Origin of the sequence: Methyloprofundus sp. (genome assembly GCF_965251085.1) — a bacterium.
In the GTDB taxonomy this organism is placed as follows: domain Bacteria; phylum Pseudomonadota; class Gammaproteobacteria; order Methylococcales; family Methylomonadaceae; genus Methyloprofundus.
This window is the reverse complement of record NZ_OZ252594.1, coordinates 4,567,877-4,591,593: the sequence shown is the minus strand read 5'-3', so window position 1 is coordinate 4,591,593 and position 23,717 is coordinate 4,567,877. Positions and strand designations below refer to the sequence as shown.

Sequence of the window (23,717 nt, the reverse complement as noted above, 5' to 3'; positions counted from 1 at the left end):
CCGCGTCCGTCACAAAACTTATTACAAAAATTAGAAAAAATACCAAAAAATCAACAATACGTTTCTACGATCACCATTTCCGAGATTGTTTATGGAGCGGAAAAAAGCCAACGCTCTGAGTTTCACTTAAACAACCTGGAAACTATCTTCAGACATCTTGATTCAGACGAAACTAATTTGAGACCATTTCCTAATTTTTTGCGGATGAAGTCAGCTCATAAATTAAGCGCAGATCGGTTCCTGGATAATTGAGTTCCGTTTGATTGAGTTGTTCAAATAACTTTTCTATTGCTTTATTACTTGCAGGTCGGGAAGTACTATGCACACGTATCCGAAGTTGTTTTTTTACTTCATCGGGTAATATATCTGCTTCTGTCACAAACAGCGTTTGTAATAGTTGCCTTGCCATCGGAAAGTCGATTGTCGGTGAGGTTAGCAGAGCGGCCATTGCTGTTTCTGCCCGATAAGCGATCATGTTGACAGTATCTATCAGCCGCTTTTTCCCTGGCAGAAGCTGTTCGAACTTATCTTCGTCTCTCAACTCTTGCCAGGTAATGTGTTTGGGCGTTTGGCTTAGTTTTTCCTTGATGGTTTTTAGTTCATTTTCATAATGCTCTATTTCTTCGAGTAATTCTGCTCGTTTTCTTTCCCATTTCTTGTATTTCACATCTTCCGTTTCATCTTTTTTAATCACCGGATGAAGTTCCATCGCTGCAAATCGAGATAGACGGTAATTGAGTTTGGATTGTATCGAATTACGCTGTCCTTCCTGTTGGCGCCTATCAGGGTTGACCACCTTTTGGGTATCGGATAGTGGCTCTATTCCATACTCCTGTAGCATATCTAGCCCATAGTGGTGCTTCATATATCTAAAAAAGTTCTCTTGGCACCACCGGCTAAACATTCGCCCAGAAACAGCCGTCAACTCTAGTTCATAGGCTGTGGTAATAATACTGGTTTGGTGACCAGAATCAGTCAACTTGCGCACTTCTCTCATCCACATCGCCTGTTTTTTGGTTCCAACCAGACTGCCTCGTTCGGCGAGTTTCATGATGACTTTTTCACCACTCGGTAGTGTGATCTCCTGACTGGAAAAATTGTCCAGTGGCCAATTTTCGGTGGGAAATTTATGATAGGTCATGCAAGCGACACGATGCTTGTCCCACATCTTTCTAAAGAATGCGGGGCTATAGCCTTCTCTATCAAACACCAGGATAAAACGACAGGCTTGTTTGTTTTGCTGTAATGCTTGTGCACTCGGTTGATTCGGAATGTCTTTGAGTAATCGGGGGACGATATCTTCTTCCAGCGTTTTTAGTAAGCCCGGATCCACCGTTTTTTCAACGACAAAGAAGGGACGCCCCGTACCATCATTAACCCAGTAGTCGGTGATACCCCGTAAGCAGAGTTTTTCGCGTGAAACATGCCGTTTGGGAAGTTTAGTCAAGTGTCCATGATAGACACGGACATGACCATCTATGTAGAGTGTTCCTGCTGCCTCTGGTTCATTTTCCATCCATTGTCGACTGAGGTCGGCCGCCCAGCTTTCAACTGATTCTGGATCAGACAGTCCTTTTACTTTGGTTCTTAAACAGCGCACTTCGGGAACCCGATCCAGGCCAAGTAGTTTGCCGAATTCACCCGGTGCATGCTCGCGAAGTTGTTCGGCATTTTTGATGCGACATAGTCCCATAAAGGCGAGTAGCAATAGGATATGAAAGGTTTGATAATAACCTGTCAGTTTGCCAAGGTGGTGCTCAATGTCATTTAATAAGCCATTGCTAAGTAACGCGGGCAATGCACATAACACACCGCCTTTAGGAACATCTAAACAGGATTCGAATTCGATTGAGGCTCCCTTTTCCTGCTCACCCAAAGCCGCCTGGATTCGCTCTTCTACTCGAGTGCAGGCCGTACCGAGTGACTCGGCTGCACTGGCATCAATAATATCACGGGCTGATTTGGTACTGCCATCATTGGGGTCTATTGATACGGCAGACTTTTTTTTAAACGTCCATCACTGATCGCCTTGCGAAAGGTATCTGCCCGGATGCCTAATTCTTTAGCGGCTTCGTTAGGCGTCATACCTTGATCCAGATATTCCTGAGCTTGCTGCAAAACCTCAAGCGTAAAGAGTGGTCCTCCCTTGCGAGTCGGGCGAGGTTCAAAAAACGAATCAGCCCCTTTTTCTCGTAGTTGCCTTAATGAGCGCATAACACTACTTTTAGAGACACCAAAGGTTGTAATAATATCGATTGAACGACAGGAGCCGGTATTGATGAGTTGAGAGGTGTGAAGTCTAAATAATCTCTTATTGTCAGCCTGGTGAGAATAGATCGGGATACCGCCGAGGAAATAAAACCACTCATCATTTCGGTTATCAACACTGACCTGACCATTTATAATAGTCGTACCCTGAGGAATTATTGGGAGCATGAGTTGCTGCATTAATTGAATACCTCGTATGATATGAGGGCTTAGTTTAACCTAAATGAGTACCGTTTTCATTTCTTTAGCTGAAAATATCAATCATTTGACAATAATTCCCTAACCCTTTAATTATATTGCCTAGTTTAAGTTTTAATGGATTTCTTTCAGGATAGCGAATCAAGATGTCTGATCTTACTACCTGCAGTGAATATTATCGGCTTTGATACAAAAGCAGCTTATGTTTGCGGTCGTATCCGTGCAGAACTAGAGAAACGCGGCACACCCTTAGATTTAGCTGACCTTGAAATTGCATCTATTGCGATTGCACATAATTTAACCTTAATTACCAATAATGTACGGCATTTTGAGCGTGTGCCGTTGCTTCAATACGAGAATTGGTTGTGACAGAAAATTACTTGATAACTATACTTCACCCAACCAGAGAAGATAGAGAATTTCCGAGCGCGGTTAAATAATTTTTCTGTAGCGAGCTCTTAGGTTTTTCTTGCAGTGCCTCAGAGTGCCTCAGGAGTGCCTGGAGTGCCTCAGGGGTCTTTGGTTTATGGTTCTTGGCAATATCACTGTCTGAGGTGTAGTCATAAACCAAAGACCTCCCCTGGCGTTTCTAGCGTTTAAACCGACGTATTCGCCTTACGGGTTCAACTTACGATACACCGTACATTGTAGGTTGGATGAGATTTTTTATTGCGGAGCATTAAAAAACGAAATCTGACATCTATAAGGTACACGAAAATGTCGGATTTCGTTATCTACGCTCCGCTTGATAAGCCTACGTATTCGTCTTACGGGTTAAACCTCACTATCCGACAATCAGTGGTATTGTTAAGAATCATAAATCAAAGACCCCGGCGTTTTGACCCCGGCGTTTCAACGTAAGCGCTCAATAGTCAGCGTACTTCACGGCAACTCAGATTAATGCCAAACTATCCCCATTGTTAAATACCACGGGGAATTTTAAATGGCAGCGTTAGAAAAAATACAGGAAAAGACTTTCTGGCCTATTCACATAGAGCACTGGCAGGCATCAGGCCAATCACAGGCAGCTTATTGTCGGCAACATGATTTATGCCCGCAAAAGTTCGGCTACTGGAAACGTAAATCGACTGTAAAGCCTACTACTTCCCCTACAGGATTTACGCGCATTCGGGTTGACGAGGGTATCTCACCGGATCTAGCTATTGGATTATCCTTACGATTTAATGATGGCACACGTCTGGAAGGTATTACGCAGGACACTATGTCGTGTATTCAACCACTGCTTGAGCTGTTGCGGTGACGGTTGTTATGCGTCCATCCCTGTCTTTAACGGAGGTGTATCTGTATCGGCGTCCCATTGATTTTCGTAAGTCACACCGAGGGCTATCGGCGATTGTTGAATGTGAGTTAGGGCATAATCCTTTTGAGGGGGCTCTCTATGCCTTTACGAATAAACAGCGGAATAAGATTAAATGTCTGTTCTGGGAAGATAATGGTTTTGTCCTTTATTACAAGTCATTGGTAGAAGACAAATTTAAGTGGCCTAAAGGTGATGAAGAGACATTAACCTTAACAGGACAGCCGTTAAACTGGTTGCTGGATGGCTTTGATATTAGCGCGATGAAAGGTCATAAAAAACTTCAATATGAGTCTGTTTTTTAGCTGTTTTTGTGTTCATTATTGCCACTATAAATGCTATAATAAAGCCATGATTTTAGCCGATATTTCAAATATAAAACAACAAGATAAAGCCGGTTCTTTGCTGTCGGAGAGTGTTGCTTTGTTGCTTTGTTGCTTGAAAAAGAAGAGGCTATTGATGAACTGACGCGTGTGATTGAAGTTAAGTCTGGGGTGATTTCCGAACAGAAAAAACGCATCCTTATTCTGGAAGAGGTACTACGCTTATCTAAAATAAAACGCTTTGGGTCATCGAGTGAACAATCTCATCAATCCTCTTTGTTTGATGAAGCAGAGAATGAAGCAGAGAATGAAGCAGATAGCAGCGAGGAATTAGACCAGGAAGCTGATGAAGCACCTGAGGGCGATAAGCAGACAAGTTCTACTGGCACGAAGAAAAAGCCGGGACGCAAACCCTTCTCAGATAAGTTACCTCGCGAGCAAATTTTTATTTATTTAACCGATGAAGAAAAAGAAGGTGCTATTGATACTTTCTTTACTAAAGTGAAAGAAGAGCTGGATATTATTCCTGCTAAAGTACGTGTTCTTGAATACATGCAGGAAAAAGCGGTCTTTATCAAACAGATTGAAGGCGAAAAACAACGCCAGGTTAAAGCCGCACAAATGCCCAGACACCCTATTGCCAGAGCAATGGGAAGCATCAGTTTAATGTGCTTTGTTATTATCGCCAAGTATGCTGACGGCTTACCTTTATATCGGCAAGAAGGCATCTTGTCTCGTTATGGGGGTGACATCTCCAGAGCGACATTAGCAAACTGGATGATCGCACTGGCTAAACAACTTCAGCCCCTGATTAACCTGATGCGAGAGCATCAACACACAGGGGCAGTCATACTCGCTGATGAAACGCGGGTTCAGGTATTAAAAGAACCGGGGCGGCCAGCGACCTCAGATAAATATATGTGGGTGACGCTTGGCGGGCCACCGGGTGAAAAAAGCATCCTGTTTGAATACGATCCCTCTCGTAGTGGAGACGTCCCCATGCGCCTGCTTGACGGCTTTAGTGGCTATCTGCAAACCGATGGCTATGCGGGGTACAATGCCGTGTGCCAAAAAAACAGCATCACCCAGCTGGGGTGCTGGGATCATGCGCGTCGTTATTTTAAAGATGCCCAGAATGCACAGCCTAAACGCAAAAAGGGACAAAATAACAAACCCTCAAAAGCAGGTAAAGCGCTGAGCCTGATCAATAAACTGTATGTCATTGAGCGAGAAATTAAAGACCTGTCAGTGGATGAAAAATATCAGCAGCGCCAGGAGAAGAGCATTCCTGTATTGAACCAGCTCAAAGCCTATCTGGAAGAAAACCAGCATAAAGTACCTAAAGATAGCCTGACAGGAAAGGCAATGACTTACCTGAGTAACCAGTGGGAAAAACTCAATGTGTATTGCACCCATGGTGAACTCAATATTAGCAACATCCTGGCAGAAAATGCGATTCGCCCGTTTGTGATAGGGCGCAAAGCCTGGTTATTTTCTGATACCCCTGCGGGTGCTCGTGCCAGTGCAATACATTACAGCCTGATAGAAACAGCTAAAGCAAATGGGCTGGAGCCTTATGCATATCTTAAGCAGGTTCTCACTGCTTTACCTTATGCTGATACGGTTGATAAAGTGGAGGCTTTGTTGCCCTGGAATATTAAAAAATCAGATACGCCTGAATAGGGCAAGTACGTGCTTCGTTGAGCGCTTACCCAGATTCTTTAATATGATCCATGGTACAGGCTAAAAATCCGCCCGTACCGCAAGCAGGATCCATCACTTTTTCTCCTAATTTGGGGTTGACCATATCGACCATAAAACGGGTGACCGCTCTTGGTGTGTAAAACTCGCCTGAGTTACCTGATGATTGCAGGTCTTTTAAAATGGTTTCATAAATATCACCAAAGGTATGGCGTTCACTGGAAGAGTTAAAATCAATTTCATCGACCTTATTAACCACTTGGCGCAGTAGTGTGCCGTTTTTCATGTAGTTAAAGGCATCGCTAAAGGCTTATTTTGCAACAAAGCCACGCGGATTGCTGATGGATGTAGCATGTAGGTTTTTTATCCCTGGGAACAGCTTGCCGTTGATAAAGTCCAGCATGCCTTCTCCAGTAATGCCTTCTTTGTTACTCGCCCAATTACGCCAAAGTAATTCTTCTGGAATGGGGGGCTCGTAATTATCATCCATCATTTCTAATTCTTCTTCCTGCGCATCATAGATTTTCAGGAATAACAGCCATGCCATTTGGCCTATGCGCTGGGCATCGCCATCAACGCCTGCGTCTTTACGCATAATGTCTTGGATGGATTTTACGATATTAGAGACGGACATTCTGTTCCTGGTTTTTAGATTAAAAGATTTAGTCCACGAAAATCACGAACGACACGAAAGTTAAAACCACTTATCTTTTTATTGTTCGTGCTTTCCGTGTCTTTCGTGGACATATTATGTTCTTGGTTTTTTAGATTAAAAGATATTGTTCACGAAAAGCACGAAAGACACGAAAGTTAAAAGAAAAATATTTAATTCTTTTTTCGTGCTTTTCGTGTATTTCGTGGACAAATAGTTTTATAGCACAAGCCTCTGCACTGTTGCTTTTGGGTAACTGCCAAAGTTTACCAGTAATCCTAAGCGTATTTTTGTCGCTTTTAAATAATTCAATACTTGTGCTTCATGTTGCGGTGTTATTTTAGATAATGCTTTTATTTCAACAATAATAGATTCATGGCATATAAAATCAGGCACATATATTTGTTTTAATACTTCGCCTTTGTAAAATAAATTCAATTTTCTCTGCGCAACAAAAGGAATTGATTTGCTTGAGAATTCTTTTTCCAAACATTCTTGATAAACCGCTTCAAGAAAGCCACAGCCCATTTCCCGATAAACTTCAAATATCGCACCTTGTATTTGGTAGCATTCATCTTTAAACAAAATATCAGTAGCCATAAAGCTCACCTATAAAATTTAAACGTAAAAGATATTGTCCACGAAAAACACGAACGGCACGAAAGTTAAAAGACAAAGAAACATTTAATTCTTTTTTAGTGCTTTTCGTGTGTTTCGTGGACATGTTCCTGGCTTTAGATTAAAAGATATTGTCCACGAAAAGCACAAAAGACACGAAAGTTAACAGAAAATAAACATTTAATTCTTTTGTCGTGCTTTTCGTATATTTCGTGGACATCCCGTTTTTTTCTGGTGGTAAATAAAGTTATGCTGGCATGGGGAATTTGGCGTCAGCTAGAAACGCTTCTAGTTTAAAGCTTGTTATTGCGTTGGAACCGAGCTGTTTAAATAGCACTTCATTGGCAGCTGTTTCACATAACCATTGGCTCATATTTTTAGGCTGTTTATGCCTAAAGGCACGCGCTGTAAACAAGCCAACGCAGGTTCCTTTTTGTGGGTCACGAGCTGATGGATATACAAATGCTTCTACAGCTGATGCTCTCATGGCTGAACCTAACTGTTGAGACTCGGTGTACTGAGTGGGGCTAGATATTTCATGTTCATAATGATCAAAGGGAGGTTGATGCAAGCTAACGCCATGCTGTGATTGATAATCGACAGAAAATAGGGAATGCTCAGATCTGATTTGTTTTTTAATCGGCAAACCAGCCATTGAATTCCAAAACACAAACCGATAATAAGCTGATTCAGCCAGTGTGACATGGACACTTGAACCACCATAAAAAATACTGGGCTCATGAAGTCCACCAAAACGCGAACCCCATTTTAACGGTGGGTAACGAAAAGGCGTGGAGAGTAAGTAGTGATAAGCTGTTAAATCGTCCTTGTAGACGGGTTTAGTGTGCTCTAACATTTCTTCAAGCATGGCTTGTTCATCCAGCGTATCAACATAGCCTAAGGTGGCAACTTGCTCCTGACTTTCAACAAGCCGATAGAGAGTTCCTGTCAAACGCCTTATCTGCTGCACTCCGTTGCAGACATCCCATACCATCAGACTTTTCCCCGAATGGCATCAACAAACTGCAAAACCATCATTAGACCTTGAATACTTTCTATTTGTTTTGCTGGAATATCGCCGGTGACATGATTGTGAGTGTGCATAAAGTGTTTGATCCATTCTAAATCACCCCCTGTTAACGCAAACAAGGCTCTGGCTATTCGTACAACGAGAAGAGCGATCTCCCCTTGCTTGGACAAAGGATCAAGTGATTGATTTTGTTTTAGCCGGCTAATAGCGGTTCGATGCACACCTAATACTGCGGCTAACTCCGCTTGCTTTAAGCCTAATTGTTCGGCGGCGTTCAACACCGCTTTAGCCAGCACGGTTTCTTGTGTAGGACTAAGCTGTTCTAATGCAGACATAACGCACCTTTCTTATGTTCTATTTGCACATATTGTAGTTTAAATGTGCTTAGCTAACAATAATAAGGCAGTCATCTGTAAATAGATACAGATTTAAAATTAATGTCCACGAAATACACAAAAAACACGAACGTTAAAAGAAAACTTGATTACGTATAAGCTTCAGCCAATACTTAATCATACAAGGGTTGCTTTAAACCCTCCCCTGCATGGGAGGGCTAAGAGCAAAAGCCGTGTATTCTCCAAATTTAGCTGAAACTCATGGGTAATAAGGAAAGATAAAGAAAAAACATTTAATTCTTTTTTCGTGCTTTTCGTGTCTTTCGTGGACATGTTCCTGGCTTTTAGATTAAAAGGTATTGTCCACGAAAAGCACGAAAGACACGAAAGTTAACAGAAAAAAACATTTAATTCTTTTTTCGTGCTTTTCGTGGACACCTTTCTTATCTTTTTAGTGTATTTCGTGGACAAAAATACCGGATCAGGAATAAAGCACTTGCTCCAAGTCTTTAACCGCTTGTTGATATTGTGCTTTGCCACCGAAGCCTTTAATTAACTCTATAGGGCGACCCATTTCACTGAAGGGTTGTACTTTAAGGACGGCTAAATTTTCAATGGGGGTAATGCCTTCATCGGCATATTTTTCTAATAAGGCTTCCAATACTTTTTGTGCTTGCTCGCCATATTTGGTGAATATATCCCGTTTACGCACTTGATCTGCACGCTCTTTACGGGTTAAAGGCGGTTGACCATAAACGATATGGCAGATAAGATCAAAAGCGCCATAATCTTTACCTATCTCATCTTCTAAGGCTTGCCAGATAACACCCTGCTCTTCCAATTCCTCAATAACTGCTTGTTTCTGATCAGCATCATTCCATTTGCGCAAAAAGTCATTAAGGGTGGCGTATTCTTGTTTAACGGTTTTACTGGTGTAATCTTTAAGTGATTCGGTAATGAGTTTGCCGTCAGGTCCTATATATTGCACTCGCTCTGAGATAACTTTTACCGATACGCCTTTAACAATGTATTTTTTAGGGGGTTCACCTGCTCCTTCACCGCCATCATCTAAGCCGCCAAAGTCACCAGGATAACCATCATCAGAACCTTGTCCATTATTGGTATCGGTATCACCATTATCTTGCTCATCTTCAGGAGGAACGGTCGAGTCACCGCCTTTAGGTTTGTATATTACTTCTGCTTCGCCATCAAAGTCTTTATCTGCAAACAGTTCAGTGGCTTTTTTGAAATCCATAATGGTAAACCAGAGTTTGCCATAGTCTTCATCAATACGGGTTCCCCGTCCAATCACCTGTTTAAATTTGGTCATGGATTTGATACGCTGATCAAGCACAATTAATTTGCAGGTTTTGGCATCAACCCCTGTACTCATTAATTCAGAGGTGGTGGCAATAACAGGATAGGATTGTTCTGGACCGATAAAGTTATACAGCTCATCTTTTCCATCACTATCATCCCCCGTAATTTTCATTATATATTTACGGTTTTTAGCTACCTGTTCTGGATTTTCATTAATTAAAGCCTGACGCATACGATTGGCATGATCAATATCTTGGCAGAAGACGATGGTCTTGGCCATGGGATCTGTGGCTTTAAGATGGTCACTGATAATTTTAGCCACCAGCTGTGTTCTTTCTTCAATCACCAGTGTTCGGTCAAAATCTTTCTGGTTATAAATGCGGTCTACAATCAATTCACCATTTTTATCATATTGACCTTTTGTGGGTCGCCAACCCTGTAAGTCTTTATCCAGATCAATCCGCACCACTTTATAAGGTGCTAAAAAACCATCATCGATGCCCTGTTTGAGGGAGTAGGTATAAACAGGATCTCCAAAATAGGTCGAGTTAGAGATTTCTTCTGTTTCTTTGGGCGTTGCGGTTAAACCAATATGGGTGGCTGCTTTAAAATATTCAAGGATTTCACGCCAAGCTGAATCTTCTGCTGCACTGCCGCGATGACACTCGTCTATTACAATCAGGTCAAAAAATTCTGGGGAAAATCGTTTGTAGGCTTTCTGGTCTTCTTCAGGGCCTGTTATGGCTTGATAAAGTGACAGGAAAATTTCATAAGAGGTATCGACTTTGCGCCCTGTGATTTTGGTCATCGCTGACCCAAAGGGCTTAAAGTCATTGGTTTTGGTTTGATCAACCAGAATATTACGATCTGCTAAAAACAGGATGCGTTTTTTGATGCCTGCTTTCCATAGTCGCCAGATAATTTGAAACGCGGTGTAGGTTTTACCTGTTCCTGTAGCCATTACTAGCAATGCGCGATTTTCGCCTTTTACAACGGCTTCAATCGTTTTATTAATGGCATGCATTTGGTAGTAACGAGGAGATTTACCACTACCATCTTCATAATAATCTTGGGTAATCGTCTCTAACTCATGAGCTTGGTAGCCTTTCCATTGCTGATATTTTTGCCAAAGTTCGGTATGACTGGGAAATTCATCTAGGCTGAGTTCTTGTTCAACTTGAGGGTATAGGCCCGTTTTATCATGAAAGATAAAGCCATCACCATTGGAGCTGAAGATAAAAGGCACTTCAAGTAGGTCAGCATAAGACAGGCCTTGTTGCATACCTGCTGCTATCGGTAAGGTATTCTTTTTAGCCTCGATAATCGCCAAGGGCATATTAGGCTTATGGTAAAGCACGAAGTCGGCACGCTTGCCTTTACTGCGCAGTCCCATTTGTCCACGGACAATCACACGACCTGCGGTCAGGGTTACTTCTTCACGGATTTGAGAGTGAATGTCCCAGCCAGCTTTTTTTATAGCAGGGAGAATATACTTGGTGCAAATATCTCGTTCCGTAAGCTGTTTTTTGTCCATAAGTAAAAAGCATTGTGATTTATTAAAAAACCAACGTGGATTGGCTATCACTAACTATAGCACTGACAGTATTTTTGGGAAATAAAGCATTGAATATTTAGTGCCTGAACGAAAAGTCAGTTTTTTAAAAAAACATCACACCCAATCTACCATAATATTTTCCGATTTGGCTTAGTTGAGATAACAATCCACCCATTATTACGAATTTGCTCAGCACAATGCTATTGTGCCACTTTTCAGACATACTAATCCCTCAGTAAGGCCACTTTCTTTAAAAACTTAAGCGGCTTTCTTTTTTTCTTTGGCCAATCGTTGTCGTTCCATATCTCGTTTAATTGCGCCCACTTTTTGTATGTTCCTTGATAATACAGCCAGTGCGGTATAGCGTTCAAAACCATCAATTCCATGGTCCCGACATTGACTCAATCCATGAACCTGCAATGCATTAATGGCCGACTCAACAGCTGAGTGTTTCTTTTTGGCCTGTTTAAATTGATCGGCATATTCACGTTCCTTGTCCTTGACCGATAATTTCCCTTTTTTCGGCAAAGTCACTTCATCAAGTATCTCTTTCAGCCCACTTTGATTGCTCTTGCTATGAAAGCCTTTGTCAAAACTACACGCATTGAACGCTGGAAATTTCGCTTGTGTCGCTTCAACCATACCTATGGCTATTTTATCATCCGTTTCTTTTTGCATGACCTTATGATGCAGTATGAATCCGTGGTAGTCTTCAACTATACAGACGCGTATACCTAATTCAACGGGAACCCCTGCCTTGCCTTTGCTAATCCATTCGGTATGTGGCTGAAACAGGGAAAATACTTTTTCATCATGAGGGATGGTTTCTCCCTCAATCACGCGTCGTCTGATCTGATCGACTTGTCGATCGCCATGCTGGAGAAAGGTTTGCATCTTAAGCAATAGGACTTCTGGAACCTTATAGGTGCTTATTAATAACGCATAACTTTGAGTGACTCGGTTCAGGTACTTTTGAGCTAAATCAATATAAACCTGATGTGCGTTACAAATCAAATCGGCCTGAGCCCGTTTTTTCTTTTCGTCCTTCGAGGTGGAATGACGCAGCTTTTGAATCCGTCTATATTGTCGTTTGAATTCAGTGAGGTTATGTTTATGCTGCCGCCAATCGGGAAGGTCGTGTTCCTGGCACCAGTAAACACACTGACGGAATAAGACCCTCATCACATCGTAAAGCAAGTTAATGTCGGTTGGAAAGTGAACATCGGTTTTTAAGACAAATGAATCGCAACGCCCCTGAATGGATGCAGTGGACTCTAAATTAAGCAACTGATAACCCGAGCGAATGACTTCAGTATTAATGCGATCCATGATCTCAGGTGTAAATAACTTTAGATTATCTCTTAGGGTTTGTAAGCGATAGTTTTTGTCATCAAAAGTACCGTGCCCTAGCATCATTCTGAGCGTTCGATGTTCGTTGGCGAGTTCCTGGATACGATCGAAGTCAGCACCGAGTGCTACCCGTAAGGTGCCTAATACCAGAATACGCCACTGTTCCATGCCGGGACGACCTTTATTTGATGAGACGGCAGCTGTTTCATCACTGCCTTTTTTGTTCTTGCGCGGGATGACTTCTTGAAGAATTTTGAAAACAGCTTCTTTTAAAGGGCCAGTTGTATAGATGTGTTGCAAGCCCAGCAGGATGAGTGGAATATCATCGCGTGATGTGACATCAATGACGATGTTGGCAATATCGACTTGTCCTATTTCCAGTTGTGATGATATGACATTTCTCATGGTTTTTTTGCGGCGAAGTTTTGCTAATAGAGGGCTGATATTGAAGGCTCAGTATTTGCTAATGCACTTTTTGGATAACAAGACCTATTTAAAAACAGTGACTTATGTGTTTTGTATGAAAAATACTAAAATGGCGATTTTTTAATCTTCAATCGTTTTATTAGCTGTTATTATAGCATAGTTATCTGATTTTAAAGGGAATTTAGTTATTTCCGTTCAAGCACTATTTAAACTGTAATTACATCACCGTTCTATGCACCTAATTTGAATCTAAATATTATGGGTTAAATATCGTCACTTTGCCATAATGCCACGTCTTAAGCTTATAGCCATATATTCATTAAGAAAACCTAATCTGGCTACAAACTTAAAGCGGGGCAGCCCCTCATGCAAAAAAGTAGGGTGGACATTTTTTTGCCCACCCTACCTGGCTTTGAAGTTAAAAATAACATCAAGATTCCCTTCAATATGTAGTGCTACTAATGCGTTAATAAGGTTTTCTTGGGTACTTGCTCCACCTGATGATTTTTCTTCGATAAATTTGAGAAAGTCACAGCCTTTGAGGGCTTTTAAAAGGTCTTTTTTTAAATCACTCATTAGCCTATTTCCCTCCCTAATTTTTTCATTACTTTTAGTCTTCTTGAGTTTATATAAAATTCTATATAAACTAGGCCTAAATAAACAAGGAGATCAGCAGTGGCACTAAAATTTTATGAAAGCCCTTTTCATGCAACCGAAACAGCTGAATTAGCAAGCAATATGGTTTTGCGTACTGATATTACTATTATGATTAGAGATATTATTCAGCATCAAGGCTGGACACAGCAACAAGCCGCTGATGAGCTCTGCATAAGTCAGCCACGTATTTCAGATATTATAAATGGTAAAATAGAAAAATTTACTTTGGATTTCTTAGTGACCATTCTTGATGCTCTTGGGTTTAAAGCTCGCTTTACTTTTGGCGATATTGATAGTGCAAATATTGATATCAGGCGTGTTAAAAGCGAATCCATTTAGCTTTTTAACTCACTCTTAAGTTCTTTATACCTTGCTTTTGCAGTTTTTATGGCTTGCTGATCTACCCCATTCGCTGTTTTTTCAAATGAATGGAGTACGATGACAGTGTTTAAAAATTTAGCTATATAGATACACCTAAAAGCAGGATGCCCATTTATCTTCAACTCAATAACACCTGCTCCTATACTGCTTAGTGGCCGGATATTTAAAAAGGGCCTCTTGTTTTCCTGAATAGCTCTCAAACTTATTCCAAACTTAAGCTGTATTTTTTTTGGAAGGTCTTTATATTCTCTTTCAGCGGCATCATTAACAAATGCAAATTTCTTTTCAGTCACTATTCAGTCCTTAAAAAATAAATTCATTAATTGATGTAACGCATTGTTCATCAAGACTCAATGCATTTAGTAATGGACAGGGTTAAAGCCCTTTGCCCATTATGCTTTATATATCACTAGCCACACTTACTCTCCCCGCAATTCAAGCAGGTCATACAGCCATCCATCATAACTAATGCCTTAGTCTGGCACTTGGTACATAACTGCGCCTGTTCGGGAAAGTTGTCGCTTTCATCAGCTTGCTCACCATGTTTTGCTTCAAACTCTTTGCGTTTTTCGGCAAGAAACTGTTTCTGGTGCGCTTCCAGCTCTATGTCTTTTAACATGCCGATCTGCTTCATATGTTGCTCGATGGCATGGCCAATTTCGGCAACTAGAGAAGGCATATAAACACCGCCTTTTTTGAAATAACCACCTTTGGGGTCAAACACGGCTTTCAGCTCTTCGACCATAAAAGTGATATCTCCGCCTTTACGGAAAACCGCTGAAATAACCCGGGTTAATGCCAACACCCATTGAAAGTGCTCCATATTCTTGGAGTTAATAAAGACTTCATAGGGGCGGCGTTCTTCATGCTCGGTGCCCATATTTAGAATCATGTCGTTAACGGTTATATACAGCGCATGCTCGGATTGCGGGGTTTTGATTTTGTAGGTTGAGCCAAATAACATTTCCGGACGCAAAACATGTTCATCCATGCTAACGACATCCAGTGTCGCTTGCTCTTTTTCTGCTGCTTGCTTGTCTTCCTGGGTAACGACTTTATAGCCGACAATTTTTTTATCTATTTTTATGGTCATTGTTTTTTCCGCCTTAGAATTTTCCGTAATAGCCTTCTTTTAAGGCATCAAACAAGTTAGCTGCGCTATGCATTTCACCATCGTATTCAATTTCTTCATTGCCTTTCACTTCCAAAACATGACCATCTTCCAGAGTGAATTGATAGGTAGTGTTTTCCAGATCGGATTCTTTTACCAGTACGCCTTGAAAAGCTTCAGGATTAAAACGGAAAGTGGTACAACCTTTTAAGCCTTGGTCATAAGCATACATGTAGATATCTTTAAAATCCTCATAGGGATAATCGGTAGGCACATTGGCTGTTTTGGAAATGGATGAATCAATCCATACTTGCGCAGCCGCCTGTACGTCTACATGTTGTTTAGGGGTAACGGCATCGGCTGTTATAAAATAGTCAGGTAATTGCTCATCGTCTTTTTCGCTGTAGGGCATGGCCTTATCATTAACCAGGGCGCGATACGCGAGCAACTCAAAGGAAAATACATCGATTTTTTCTTTGCTTTTCTTACCTTCGCGAATGACATTGCGAGAATAATGATGCGCAAAGCTGGGTTCGATCCCATTACTGGCATTATTCGCCAGAGAGAGTGAAATAGTGCCGGTTGGTGCGATAGAACTATGATGCGTAAAGCGTGCGCCATATTCAGCTAATGCGGCTGCTAGCTCAGGTTCTTCCTGTGCAATTTGCTGCATATAACGGCTGTATTTTGCGTGTAATATTTTACCAGCGATTTGATCGCCGACTTTATAACCATCCCTCACCATTTCCGGTCGTTTATGCAGCATTGCCCCGGTGACTGTATACATTTTTTCTAATGCGGGAGCTACGCCTTTTTCTTTAGCCAGATCGAGAGCTTCTTTCCAGCCTTCTACTGCCAGGATTTTAGTGACTTCACTGGTAAAATCCAGCGACTTAGCATCGCCATATTGCATACCTAACATAGTGAGTGTTGAACCTAAGCCCAGATAACCCATGCCATGACGACGTTTTGAAATGATCTCTTCACGTTGTTTCTCTAAAGGTAAACCATTAATTTCGACCACGTTATCCAGCATACGGGTAAAAATGCGGATGGTTTTACGGTAATCATTCCAGTTAAAAGAGGCTTTATCAGTAAACGGGTTTTTTATAAACCGGGTTAGATTGATTGATCCTAGAAGGCACGAACCATAAGGTGGTAACGGCTGTTCACCGCAATTGTGTGCATGTAAGCCATTGGCATCAAAAGTATTGATGCCCGGGACCTGTATATCAAATACATCCTCAATACCATCATCAATAATGGCTTCAACTGTTGCGGTATAGCGTTCTCGGTTTAATTTACGCTTATAGTTAGATAAGGCGCTTTTAAGTTTTAATGATTTATTTATATCTGTAAAATCAACTAACTCCTGGAAGCTTACAAGATTTTCACCGCTTATAAGCAATTCATGTTGTGCTTTGATTTGATAGTCAGCATGCCCCCCTTTACCATCAGGCATTTGTTTGATACCCGCCGGGCGGCGATTACGATGGATGCTCGATTTAATTCCCAGACGCAATAACATACGTTGAACAGCCTCTAAACGATCTAAGTCTGACTGCGCTAAGCGAACACTAATACCTTTTTCTTGAGTGCCTTGAACACTTCCATCGGCATCAAAAAAACCTTGTAAAAATCCTTTGTAAAAATCACTGGATGCTGTTTCTATAGCGGGTGTAATTGATTTATTTCCTACTGACATGCCTAGCTCTTCAGCGAAATGTTTAAGCCCGGCAAAGCTCAGTCTGTATTCATTTCTACCGGTAATCTCTGACCATCCTTTAAAGTCACTACGTGTTTTAAACTCCTGGCTTGCGACAAGCACTTTATCCATAATCGCATTTACGCCCGAATTTATGCTATCAAAACCTGCATTAACCACCTGCGCATTTTTCCACACAGACAACACCGCTTTATCTTCTTTTAAAGTGCCATCACCCATTAATAAGCCAATTAAATAGCCTTGGTTTTCGCTATACACTCCCTGCCATGCACTGGGTCCCCGATGATCATTTAACAGCACTTGATCGCCTGTTTCTAAATCGCTAGCCGCACACCACTGTGTTTCTTGTTTATATCGAGTTTGGTATGTGACTTTACGCACTTGATGGTCTTCTGTTAAGCGTAAATTAAAACCTTCTTTAGTCATTAATTTGACAACTTTTTTTGTTGCCGTTTTAAAGAATCCTTCTGTGCCAGACTGATGTAAATTACCATCAACGAGTACATTTATTTGTTTCCCTAATAGGGAGCCTACTTGTCTTGCACCCTGTTCAGTTTGTACCCATGTATCAGCTGTAACGCATGGATTGGTCGCACGAATATCCTCACAGAACCAGTTATTATTCATTTCATTGACTTTATCAATCAAAATAAATCCAGGCTCAGCATAGTCGTAGGTTGAGGACATAATAATGTCCCATAGTCGACGAGCGGGCATGGTTTTGGCAATTTTACAGGCAACCAGGCCGTCTTCATTTTCAACATAACCTTCAGTATGCGGCAGGTCGCGCCAAATAATGACGGAATCATCCGCTTTATCCAGGCTTTCTTCTTCCCATTCTCTTTGCATAACGGGGAAAGATAACCGCCAGGCTTTATCTTCTTTAACTGCTTGGACAAATTCAGCTGTGATCAATAAAGACAAGTTAAATTGACGTAAACGACCGTCTTCACGTTTGGCGCGGATAAAATCGACTACATCGGGATGACCGATGTCAAAGGTCGCCATCTGAGCACCACGCCGTCCACCCGCAGAGGAAACGGTAAAACACATCTTGTCGTAGATATCCATAAACGATAGCGGACCAGAAGTATAGGCACCTGCCCCTGAGACATAGGCATCTTTAGGTCTTAGTGTAGAAAATTCATATCCGATTCCACAACCTGCTTTTAAGGTAAGTCCTGCCTCATGCACTTTACCAAGGATGTCGTCCATTGAATCGATGATCGATCCTGAAACAGTGCAGTTAATAGTGGAAGTCGCTGGTTTATGTTCGCGCGCACCTGCATTAGAAATAATACGCCCTGCTGGAATAACGCCCTGGCGTAAAGCCCATAGGAATTCTTTATAGTATTTATCCTGCTTGGCTTTACCTTTTTCGACACTGGACAAAGCCGTGGCAACGCGCTGATAGGTTTCATCTATACTGCCATCTATGGCGACACCGGATTTAGTTTTTAAGCGATATTTGGTATCCCATATATCTGCCGATGCATCCTGTAAGGGAATATCGGTAAAGGCATCCAAATCAGTGGCTAACTTTGTCGTCATATCTGTTCCTTGTCTTTGAGTGTTTTGTATCGACCTATTACTAAGGGTCACTACCTGTTGTTAATAGATATGCAATGAGCCCTTTTTACACCACAGCAGGTATGGATGTAATTTATTTGAGACTGCAGTATAGCACAATATGTAGTGCTAAAAAATACAATAAGCACTATATAAGGGATATTCTATGTGAAGTTGTCTATTAGACGTGGTTACGCGGTATTAACTATAAAACTCAGGGGAGGCGTAAAAAATCTTGAGTTTTTTCTGGTAATATCTCATTTGCAACGAACACAAGACTATTGGGCAAATAGAAAATAACAAAACATGAGAATCCAAAATCATTAAGTTAGGGGCGTTATGCAGGATGCGTTAAGGAAGGAAACGCATCTTTGTGTGTGATGCGCTTCGTTCCTCAGCACATCCTACAACTTTTAAGAAAATAACGTATCTTGAATATTCAACGATGAATGCAAAAGAACGTGCAAATGTTGCCGAGAAACTACTTTTTAGCCTTGATAGCCCAAACTCAAAAATTGATGCTCTTTGGGCAAAAGAAGCTAATTCTCGTGTTGAGGCATACAAAAAAGGTGAAATTGAAGCTATACCAGCTGAAGAAGTTTTTGCTAAGTACTAAAGTGAAGTAACTAGGGGACAGGTCTCCCATTGCACAAATTTATAATGATTCCGCTTTATTGATTGATCTGCTAACGGGCATCCTACCAACAGAAAAAATGCAGATAAGGCGGTCTTGCAATGCCATATTTATCAATTAACTATTACCTAACCTGCTGAGCGCAAACATTTTGCTTCTTTTATGGGTTCGTGGTTTACTCCAACTTAGACATTTTTTTCCAGTACTGCGAAATGTGTGCGCCTGGTTAGGCTAAAAAGAGTGTACTTATATGTAATGATGTATGGCAAAATAAGAGCAAGAATTAGAATGTCGAGAATTTATTAATGCCTGTAATTAGCCAATTTCTTGGAATAATCATTGTCATGTATTGGGATGACCATGCACCCCCTCATTTTCATGCGAAGTATGCAGAATATGAAATAACTGTAAATATTCGTACTGGTGTAATCGAAGGCAAATTTCTAAAACGGGCACTGCGTCATGTTATTGAATGGTATGAGATACACAGAGAAGAGTTAATTGAAAACTGGGAGCTTTGTCAAAATGATGAATCTCCAAAACCAATTGAACCATTGGAGTGATAGCTATGTTTCTTCATGTTACAAGTGCAAAATATTTGGAAGATTACAAAGTAGAAGTATCCTTCAATAATGGTCGGAAAGGCATAGCTGATTTATCAGATGCTTTGAATGGAAAGATGTTTGAACCTTTAAAAAATAAAACCGAGTTTTCAAAGTTAGTTATTGATAAAGAATTAGATACTATAGTTTGGTCTAATGGAGCCGATTTAGCACCCGAGTATATTTTCTTTAAAGCATTCAGAAATGAGCCAGAGTTACAAAATAAATTTAAAGAGTGGGGCTATCTAAGCTGAAAATAATAGGGCTAGGTTGCGAATTTTGGGGTTCCCACATTTTAACGGGTACTTTAAATTAGCTGACAAGATGAAAGCAAAAGATATATACTTATGGAATATATCTTTTATCAGGAATTAGGTTTATGCAAACAGCTAAATTATTTCAAAATGGTCGCTCACAAGCAGTACGCTTACCTAAAGCCTTTAGGATGGAAGGCAAAGAAGTTAAAATCTCTAAACAAGGTAATAAAATTATTTTAGAGCCTATAGAAACTTCTTGGAGTTCTTGGTTTAGTGCGCTGAATGAATTTTCAGATGACTTTATGTCCAACGGGCGTGAGCAGCCTGAGATGCAAGAACGTGATTGGAGTGACCTTGAATGAAAGCGTACTTGTTAGATACTAACATCTGTATTTATTTAATAAAGCAACATCCACCAGAAGTCTTGCAACGTTTTCAACAAATTCAGATTCAGCAATTACATATCCCTACCATTAGCATCTTTGAGTTGTATTACGGCATTGCAAAAAATAATTCACAGCAACGAAACTTAAAGGCTTTAGAAAACTTTATTGCACCACTAACGGTGGTAGACTTTAGTATTGAGGCAGCGAAAAAAGCCGCTTCAATTCGCGCTACGTTAGAAAAGCAAGGTAACACGATTGGCGCGTATGATATTCAGATAGCAGCTGTTGCCTCGTCTTTAAATATGACTTTACTGACTAATAATACCCGTGAATTTGAACGTGTTGAGGGGCTAAAGTTAGAGAATTGGGTTAATTAAGACGAACACCTTGTTCTTTGACTATTACAGACAGCACAAACTACATATTAAAGTAGCCTGTATCTTTAACACCTACGGCTTTGACCCAAGCTATGGATATATAATACGCAGTTATTAAAAATTACCCCAACACACGAGCCAGCTGACTTAGAAAATATGGCTCTATAAAGGCTAAAAGATGGGAGTAAAAAAGCTTTAGCTTTTTCCGCAATGCTGTTGTTTTAAATCCTCTCTTGCTGGAGAGGGTTGGGTTGGGTGAGGAGAATAAAATCATGCATTGATAATCCCCTCATCCCAACCTTCTCCCTCTGGAGAAGGAGTTTATTGTTATGTCAACGACGCGGGTATTTTTTGAAGTGCTGTGGAATCAGGAGCTTGTGCTAGAAATCATGAGCAGCTGATTTTTCTATAGGGTGCCTCTAATAATTAGGCTTGTTGTTCGAGTTCAAGGCGAATGTTTTTCGAGAGCCGCAGTGTATATGAAATACATGAGGATCGCAGAAAACCATTCAACGCTGAAATCGGGCAAAAAGACTATTATTAGAGGTGTCCTATATTTAATGGCACAAAATATACAGCAGACTAATCGCTACTAACGAATAAGGTTAGATTGTGATCGCGAAGCGAGCCACAATCTGAACCGTTTGTTGGACAAGCCCGGCACGATAGTAGGAATTCATTTAATGCGCTCTATGAAAATAGCTTTTTGTTGATCAGCCCGACTGATGAATCGAACCTCTGTTTTTACCTGTTTAACTGAACTTTGAGCGTTGTCCATTGCAGTCAACTCTCAAAGTCCAAGTATCGGAGCAAAATTCTGCCTTAATCTCCGATTTTAGCCCAAGCAACTCCCTCAGCATTTAATCCGCTGATAGCCTGGGTCGAAGTGTTTAAATTTACATAAGCGCTAGTGATTCCAATTGTTAAGTTGGCAAAGGCTGAAACATTATTTCCACCCTGGGTATTTGCCGACGCCCAACAACCATCGCCCCGCCACAACATTTGCAACTGAATGCCGGCCGTACTTTGAGTGCACGCAATATCTTCGTCGGGTCAAACTTTAGCAGGGAGTGAATCAACTTAATAACACCCTTGCTATTCGGATGTAAAAAGCCATAATTGCGCGCACGACGAAAGCCTTTAGGCAAAACATGTTGCAGCACCAGCCACAGAAATTTAGCCCCCGATACCGTTTTGGTTTGATAGCGTTTGGTTTTGCTGTCTTGATAACGGTAGGTTACTTTGCCATTTTGGCAGGATAAGATATCCTGTTCACGAATCACACCACGATACAGGTATCGACCCAGATATATCAATGCTTTATCGCCTGCACCGACAAACTTACAATCGACCACCCATTTTTCCGGAATAGCTGTGGGAAATGGCAACTTTTCTTCGTTCATACGCGCTAGCATCTTTGCACGAAATACTTTTGCTAGTGCTTTATGATGAAACAGGTATTTGCCTTCCTTAGTGCGCCAGAGCTTCTTGATTTTATCCACGATTGCCGCAGGCATAATGACATGAATATGCGGATGATAATTTAATTCGCGTGAGTGTGTATGTAAGACAGCAATCGCCCCGGCATCGCCTTGCAACTGCTTATCATTTTTACTAAAACTCTGTAAAGTCGCCCAGGCACAGTCAAACATCATACTGTAAAGTAACCGCGGATGCTGCCTGGCTAACGACCTTAACTGCGCAGGTAAGGTAAAGGTATTCATAAAATAATCAGCAGGGACTTGTTTTTGTACCTGTCGTTCAATCCATTGTTGACTCTCATGATGTTGACAATGCGGGCAGTTACGCTGGCCACAGGAATGAGGCACAAAGGTTTGATAGTCACAGTCTGCACAGTTAACCTGCATCACAGGACTCAGCTGTGTCCGACAGCTCTTCATGGCATGTAATGCACTGATCTGATTGGAGCGTAAACGAGATTGATACTCGCTTAAAAAGTCAGACTGAAATTGATCAATCACTGCAGCTAGGGTTATCATGAAATCTGCCCCCAGTGAATAGAAAAGTCATTGACTAACTGATTAATGTGCAGCTCTGCATTCTCATCGGTAATATCGGTCAAATGCGTATAGCGAGCCGTGGTTACTAAACTGGTATGGCCCAGAATCTTCTGCAACTCAACTAAATCAACCCCGGCTTCTAACAGGTGAGTGGCGTAACTGTGGCGCAGCGAGTGGCAGGAAATCTTTTTTTTAGTCCCATTTCTTGCGTCACAAGACGGATTGTCTTCTGGATGCCACCGCGATCAAGGGGGGATTCAGCAAGATGTGCACCTTTTAGACCCCGGGCACGGTTGGGAAATACCAGCACTGGATTTTTATGCACAGCCCAAAACTTACGCAACACCTTCAAGGTATTCACAGGCAAAGGCACAAGCCGATCCTTATTGCCTTTGGCATTGCGAATATGTACCCGCATGCGTGTCGCATCAATATCACCTACTTTCAGGCTTAAGCCCTCGCCCAAACGTAAACCTAGACTGTAAATCGTAAAATAAAAAACTCGATAGCTTAGATTACGGGTCGACATAAACAGTTGTTGTGCTTCAACCACAGTGACAATATCGGGTATACGCGTACATCGTGGTGGTTTAATCATTAGCACATCAACCCACGGCTTTTGTAGCACATGTGTATAGAAAAACTTGAGACCATAGAGATCTAGTTTCACGGCACTCCAGGAAAGGCGGCTTAAAAGAGCATGAAAATAATCCACCAGTTGATCTTGCGTTAAGTTATCCAGATGCCCCTGAAAGTGTTCCCCGATACGGCGAATAGCGCGTGAATAAGCGTCAATGGTTTTGGGTTGCAGTCCCTTAAGCTTTAAATGCTTACAGTGCTGGATATAATAATGGTTGAATTTAAGCTCTATCGATGGTGTCATAACAGTGTAACCTCATTAT

24 protein-coding genes and 1 pseudogene are annotated in these 23,717 nt (G+C 41.3%); 10 read left to right on the top strand and 15 right to left on the bottom strand.

The features are described from left to right. Positions 1 to 190: 190 nt before the first annotated feature. On the bottom strand, positions 191 to 1,945 hold the full coding sequence (locus tag ACQY3F_RS21685) for a putative transposase (RefSeq protein ID WP_428357615.1): 1,755 nt from the start codon (positions 1,943 to 1,945) through the stop codon (positions 191 to 193). 38 nt (positions 1,946 to 1,983) lie between these two features. Then, entirely contained in the window at positions 1,984 to 2,448 is a 465-nt protein-coding gene (locus tag ACQY3F_RS21680; protein ID WP_428353676.1) for a hypothetical protein, read from the bottom strand. Positions 2,449 to 2,583: 135 nt separating this feature from the next. Between ACQY3F_RS21680 and ACQY3F_RS21675 the strand changes: the two genes are divergently transcribed. The 4 genes from ACQY3F_RS21675 (at position 2,584) to tnpC (ending at position 5,790) form a co-directional block, all read left to right on the top strand. After that, on the top strand, positions 2,584 to 2,835 hold the full coding sequence (locus ACQY3F_RS21675) for a PIN domain-containing protein (RefSeq protein WP_428357181.1): 252 nt from the start codon (positions 2,584 to 2,586) through the stop codon (positions 2,833 to 2,835). 574 nt (positions 2,836 to 3,409) lie between these two features. Continuing rightward, on the top strand, positions 3,410 to 3,727 hold the full coding sequence (gene tnpA / locus ACQY3F_RS21670) for an IS66 family insertion sequence element accessory protein TnpA (RefSeq protein WP_428353774.1): 318 nt from the start codon (positions 3,410 to 3,412) through the stop codon (positions 3,725 to 3,727). A gap of 8 nt (positions 3,728 to 3,735) precedes the next feature. Then, a complete protein-coding gene (gene tnpB, locus ACQY3F_RS21665; protein WP_428353775.1) occupies positions 3,736 to 4,089 on the top strand; it encodes an IS66 family insertion sequence element accessory protein TnpB in 354 nt (117 codons plus the stop codon). A 129-nt stretch (positions 4,090 to 4,218) separates the two neighbouring features. Further along, the gene (gene tnpC / locus ACQY3F_RS21660; RefSeq protein WP_428357179.1) at positions 4,219 to 5,790 is read left to right on the top strand and encodes an IS66 family transposase; all 1,572 of its coding nucleotides are present in this window, start codon (positions 4,219 to 4,221) and stop codon (positions 5,788 to 5,790) included. A gap of 25 nt (positions 5,791 to 5,815) precedes the next feature. Here tnpC and ACQY3F_RS21655 read toward each other — a convergent pair whose 3' ends face one another. The 8 genes from ACQY3F_RS21655 to ACQY3F_RS21620 all read right to left on the bottom strand — a co-directional run bounded on the left by ACQY3F_RS21655 (position 5,816) and on the right by ACQY3F_RS21620 (position 13,670). Then, positions 5,816 to 6,094 carry an HsdM family class I SAM-dependent methyltransferase gene (locus tag ACQY3F_RS21655; protein WP_428357177.1) on the bottom strand — a complete coding sequence of 93 codons (279 nt, stop codon included), beginning with the start codon at positions 6,092 to 6,094 and terminating at the stop codon, positions 5,816 to 5,818. 24 nt (positions 6,095 to 6,118) lie between these two features. Continuing rightward, entirely contained in the window at positions 6,119 to 6,442 is a 324-nt protein-coding gene (locus ACQY3F_RS21650) for a type I restriction-modification system subunit M N-terminal domain-containing protein (RefSeq protein ID WP_428357175.1), read from the bottom strand. 237 nt (positions 6,443 to 6,679) lie between these two features. After that, positions 6,680 to 7,060: a GxxExxY protein gene (locus tag ACQY3F_RS21645; RefSeq protein ID WP_428357174.1), complete on the bottom strand. Its 381-nt coding sequence runs from the start codon at positions 7,058 to 7,060 to the stop codon at positions 6,680 to 6,682. Positions 7,061 to 7,325: 265 nt separating this feature from the next. Continuing rightward, positions 7,326 to 8,072 (bottom strand): RES family NAD+ phosphorylase, encoded by a 747-nt coding sequence (locus tag ACQY3F_RS21640; RefSeq protein ID WP_428357173.1) that lies wholly within the window; start codon positions 8,070 to 8,072, stop codon positions 7,326 to 7,328. Beyond that, on the bottom strand, positions 8,072 to 8,443 hold the full coding sequence (locus ACQY3F_RS21635) for an MbcA/ParS/Xre antitoxin family protein (RefSeq protein WP_428357172.1): 372 nt from the start codon (positions 8,441 to 8,443) through the stop codon (positions 8,072 to 8,074). The genes ACQY3F_RS21640 and ACQY3F_RS21635 overlap by 1 nt, the downstream gene beginning before the upstream one ends. Positions 8,444 to 8,924: 481 nt before the next feature. Continuing rightward, positions 8,925 to 11,297 (bottom strand): EcoAI/FtnUII family type I restriction enzme subunit R, encoded by a 2,373-nt coding sequence (gene hsdR, locus ACQY3F_RS21630; RefSeq protein WP_428357170.1) that lies wholly within the window; start codon positions 11,295 to 11,297, stop codon positions 8,925 to 8,927. A gap of 279 nt (positions 11,298 to 11,576) precedes the next feature. Continuing rightward, positions 11,577 to 13,073: an ISNCY family transposase gene (locus tag ACQY3F_RS21625; RefSeq protein WP_428354718.1), complete on the bottom strand. Its 1,497-nt coding sequence runs from the start codon at positions 13,071 to 13,073 to the stop codon at positions 11,577 to 11,579. A gap of 423 nt (positions 13,074 to 13,496) precedes the next feature. Then, positions 13,497 to 13,670: a hypothetical protein gene (locus tag ACQY3F_RS21620; RefSeq protein WP_428357169.1), complete on the bottom strand. Its 174-nt coding sequence runs from the start codon at positions 13,668 to 13,670 to the stop codon at positions 13,497 to 13,499. A gap of 99 nt (positions 13,671 to 13,769) precedes the next feature. Here ACQY3F_RS21620 and ACQY3F_RS21615 point away from each other — a divergent pair, with 99 nt between their 5' ends. Then, the gene (locus ACQY3F_RS21615) at positions 13,770 to 14,090 is read left to right on the top strand and encodes a helix-turn-helix domain-containing protein (protein ID WP_428357167.1); all 321 of its coding nucleotides are present in this window, start codon (positions 13,770 to 13,772) and stop codon (positions 14,088 to 14,090) included. Here the strand turns inward: ACQY3F_RS21615 and ACQY3F_RS21610 are convergent. From ACQY3F_RS21610 to ACQY3F_RS21600, 3 genes are all read right to left on the bottom strand, one after another. Next, positions 14,087 to 14,425 carry a type II toxin-antitoxin system RelE/ParE family toxin gene (locus ACQY3F_RS21610; RefSeq protein WP_428357165.1) on the bottom strand — a complete coding sequence of 113 codons (339 nt, stop codon included), beginning with the start codon at positions 14,423 to 14,425 and terminating at the stop codon, positions 14,087 to 14,089. The two genes, ACQY3F_RS21615 and ACQY3F_RS21610, sit on opposite strands and share 4 nt — an antisense overlap. Positions 14,426 to 14,541: 116 nt before the next feature. Next, entirely contained in the window at positions 14,542 to 15,225 is a 684-nt protein-coding gene (locus ACQY3F_RS21605) for an NrdJb (protein WP_428357164.1), read from the bottom strand. 13 nt (positions 15,226 to 15,238) lie between these two features. Continuing rightward, entirely contained in the window at positions 15,239 to 18,520 is a 3,282-nt protein-coding gene (locus ACQY3F_RS21600; protein WP_428357162.1) for an LAGLIDADG family homing endonuclease, read from the bottom strand. 463 nt (positions 18,521 to 18,983) lie between these two features. On the opposite strand from ACQY3F_RS21600, the gene ACQY3F_RS21595 reads away from it, so the two are divergent. The 5 genes from ACQY3F_RS21595 to vapC all read left to right on the top strand — a co-directional run bounded on the left by ACQY3F_RS21595 (position 18,984) and on the right by vapC (position 20,794). Next, the gene (locus ACQY3F_RS21595; protein ID WP_428357160.1) at positions 18,984 to 19,154 is read left to right on the top strand and encodes an addiction module protein; all 171 of its coding nucleotides are present in this window, start codon (positions 18,984 to 18,986) and stop codon (positions 19,152 to 19,154) included. 323 nt (positions 19,155 to 19,477) lie between these two features. After that, positions 19,478 to 19,735, top strand: a complete 258-nt coding sequence (locus ACQY3F_RS21590; protein WP_428357158.1) for a DUF4160 domain-containing protein — start codon at positions 19,478 to 19,480, stop codon at positions 19,733 to 19,735. 5 nt (positions 19,736 to 19,740) lie between these two features. After that, entirely contained in the window at positions 19,741 to 20,028 is a 288-nt protein-coding gene (locus tag ACQY3F_RS21585) for a DUF2442 domain-containing protein (protein WP_428357780.1), read from the top strand. A gap of 125 nt (positions 20,029 to 20,153) precedes the next feature. Beyond that, positions 20,154 to 20,393: a type II toxin-antitoxin system antitoxin VapB gene (vapB, locus tag ACQY3F_RS21580; RefSeq protein WP_428357156.1), complete on the top strand. Its 240-nt coding sequence runs from the start codon at positions 20,154 to 20,156 to the stop codon at positions 20,391 to 20,393. After that, on the top strand, positions 20,390 to 20,794 hold the full coding sequence (gene vapC, locus ACQY3F_RS21575) for a type II toxin-antitoxin system tRNA(fMet)-specific endonuclease VapC (protein ID WP_428357155.1): 405 nt from the start codon (positions 20,390 to 20,392) through the stop codon (positions 20,792 to 20,794). Before vapB ends, vapC begins: the two co-directional genes overlap by 4 nt. Positions 20,795 to 21,717: 923 nt before the next feature. Here vapC and ACQY3F_RS21570 read toward each other — a convergent pair. Further along, the gene (locus ACQY3F_RS21570; RefSeq protein ID WP_428352924.1) at positions 21,718 to 22,794 is read right to left on the bottom strand and encodes an IS91 family transposase; all 1,077 of its coding nucleotides are present in this window, start codon (positions 22,792 to 22,794) and stop codon (positions 21,718 to 21,720) included. Then, positions 22,791 to 23,698, bottom strand: a pseudogene (locus ACQY3F_RS21565) (tyrosine-type recombinase/integrase). Before ACQY3F_RS21565 ends, ACQY3F_RS21570 begins: the two are co-directional and overlap by 4 nt. Between the last annotated feature and the right edge of the window lie 19 nt (positions 23,699 to 23,717).

Excerpts from the sequence above, each read along its gene's own strand:
- ACQY3F_RS21675 (WP_428357181.1), top strand. The coding sequence starts at position 2,584 with ATGGATTTCTTTCAGGATAGCGAATCAAGATGTCTGATCTTACTACCT.
- vapC (WP_428357155.1), top strand. The coding sequence starts at position 20,390 with ATGAAAGCGTACTTGTTAGATACTAACATCTGTATTTATTTAATAAAG.
- ACQY3F_RS21570 (WP_428352924.1), bottom strand. The coding sequence starts at position 22,794 with ATGATAACCCTAGCTGCAGTGATTGATCAATTTCAGTCTGACTTTTTA.
- ACQY3F_RS21635 (WP_428357172.1), bottom strand. The coding sequence starts at position 8,443 with ATGTCTGCATTAGAACAGCTTAGTCCTACACAAGAAACCGTGCTGGCT.
- ACQY3F_RS21620 (WP_428357169.1), bottom strand. The coding sequence starts at position 13,670 with ATGAGTGATTTAAAAAAAGACCTTTTAAAAGCCCTCAAAGGCTGTGAC.
- vapB (WP_428357156.1), top strand. The coding sequence starts at position 20,154 with ATGCAAACAGCTAAATTATTTCAAAATGGTCGCTCACAAGCAGTACGC.
- ACQY3F_RS21650 (WP_428357175.1), bottom strand. The coding sequence starts at position 6,442 with ATGTCCGTCTCTAATATCGTAAAATCCATCCAAGACATTATGCGTAAA.
- ACQY3F_RS21600 (WP_428357162.1), bottom strand. The coding sequence starts at position 18,520 with ATGACGACAAAGTTAGCCACTGATTTGGATGCCTTTACCGATATTCCC.
- tnpA (WP_428353774.1), top strand. The coding sequence starts at position 3,410 with ATGGCAGCGTTAGAAAAAATACAGGAAAAGACTTTCTGGCCTATTCAC.
- ACQY3F_RS21680 (WP_428353676.1), bottom strand. The coding sequence starts at position 2,448 with ATGCAGCAACTCATGCTCCCAATAATTCCTCAGGGTACGACTATTATA.
- ACQY3F_RS21590 (WP_428357158.1), top strand. The coding sequence starts at position 19,478 with ATGCCTGTAATTAGCCAATTTCTTGGAATAATCATTGTCATGTATTGG.
- ACQY3F_RS21645 (WP_428357174.1), bottom strand. The coding sequence starts at position 7,060 with ATGGCTACTGATATTTTGTTTAAAGATGAATGCTACCAAATACAAGGT.
- ACQY3F_RS21640 (WP_428357173.1), bottom strand. The coding sequence starts at position 8,072 with ATGGTATGGGATGTCTGCAACGGAGTGCAGCAGATAAGGCGTTTGACA.
- ACQY3F_RS21585 (WP_428357780.1), top strand. The coding sequence starts at position 19,741 with ATGTTTCTTCATGTTACAAGTGCAAAATATTTGGAAGATTACAAAGTA.
- tnpB (WP_428353775.1), top strand. The coding sequence starts at position 3,736 with ATGCGTCCATCCCTGTCTTTAACGGAGGTGTATCTGTATCGGCGTCCC.
- ACQY3F_RS21625 (WP_428354718.1), bottom strand. The coding sequence starts at position 13,073 with ATGAGAAATGTCATATCATCACAACTGGAAATAGGACAAGTCGATATT.
- hsdR (WP_428357170.1), bottom strand. The coding sequence starts at position 11,297 with ATGGACAAAAAACAGCTTACGGAACGAGATATTTGCACCAAGTATATT.
- ACQY3F_RS21605 (WP_428357164.1), bottom strand. The coding sequence starts at position 15,225 with ATGACCATAAAAATAGATAAAAAAATTGTCGGCTATAAAGTCGTTACC.
- ACQY3F_RS21595 (WP_428357160.1), top strand. The coding sequence starts at position 18,984 with ATGAATGCAAAAGAACGTGCAAATGTTGCCGAGAAACTACTTTTTAGC.
- ACQY3F_RS21655 (WP_428357177.1), bottom strand. The coding sequence starts at position 6,094 with ATGAAAAACGGCACACTACTGCGCCAAGTGGTTAATAAGGTCGATGAA.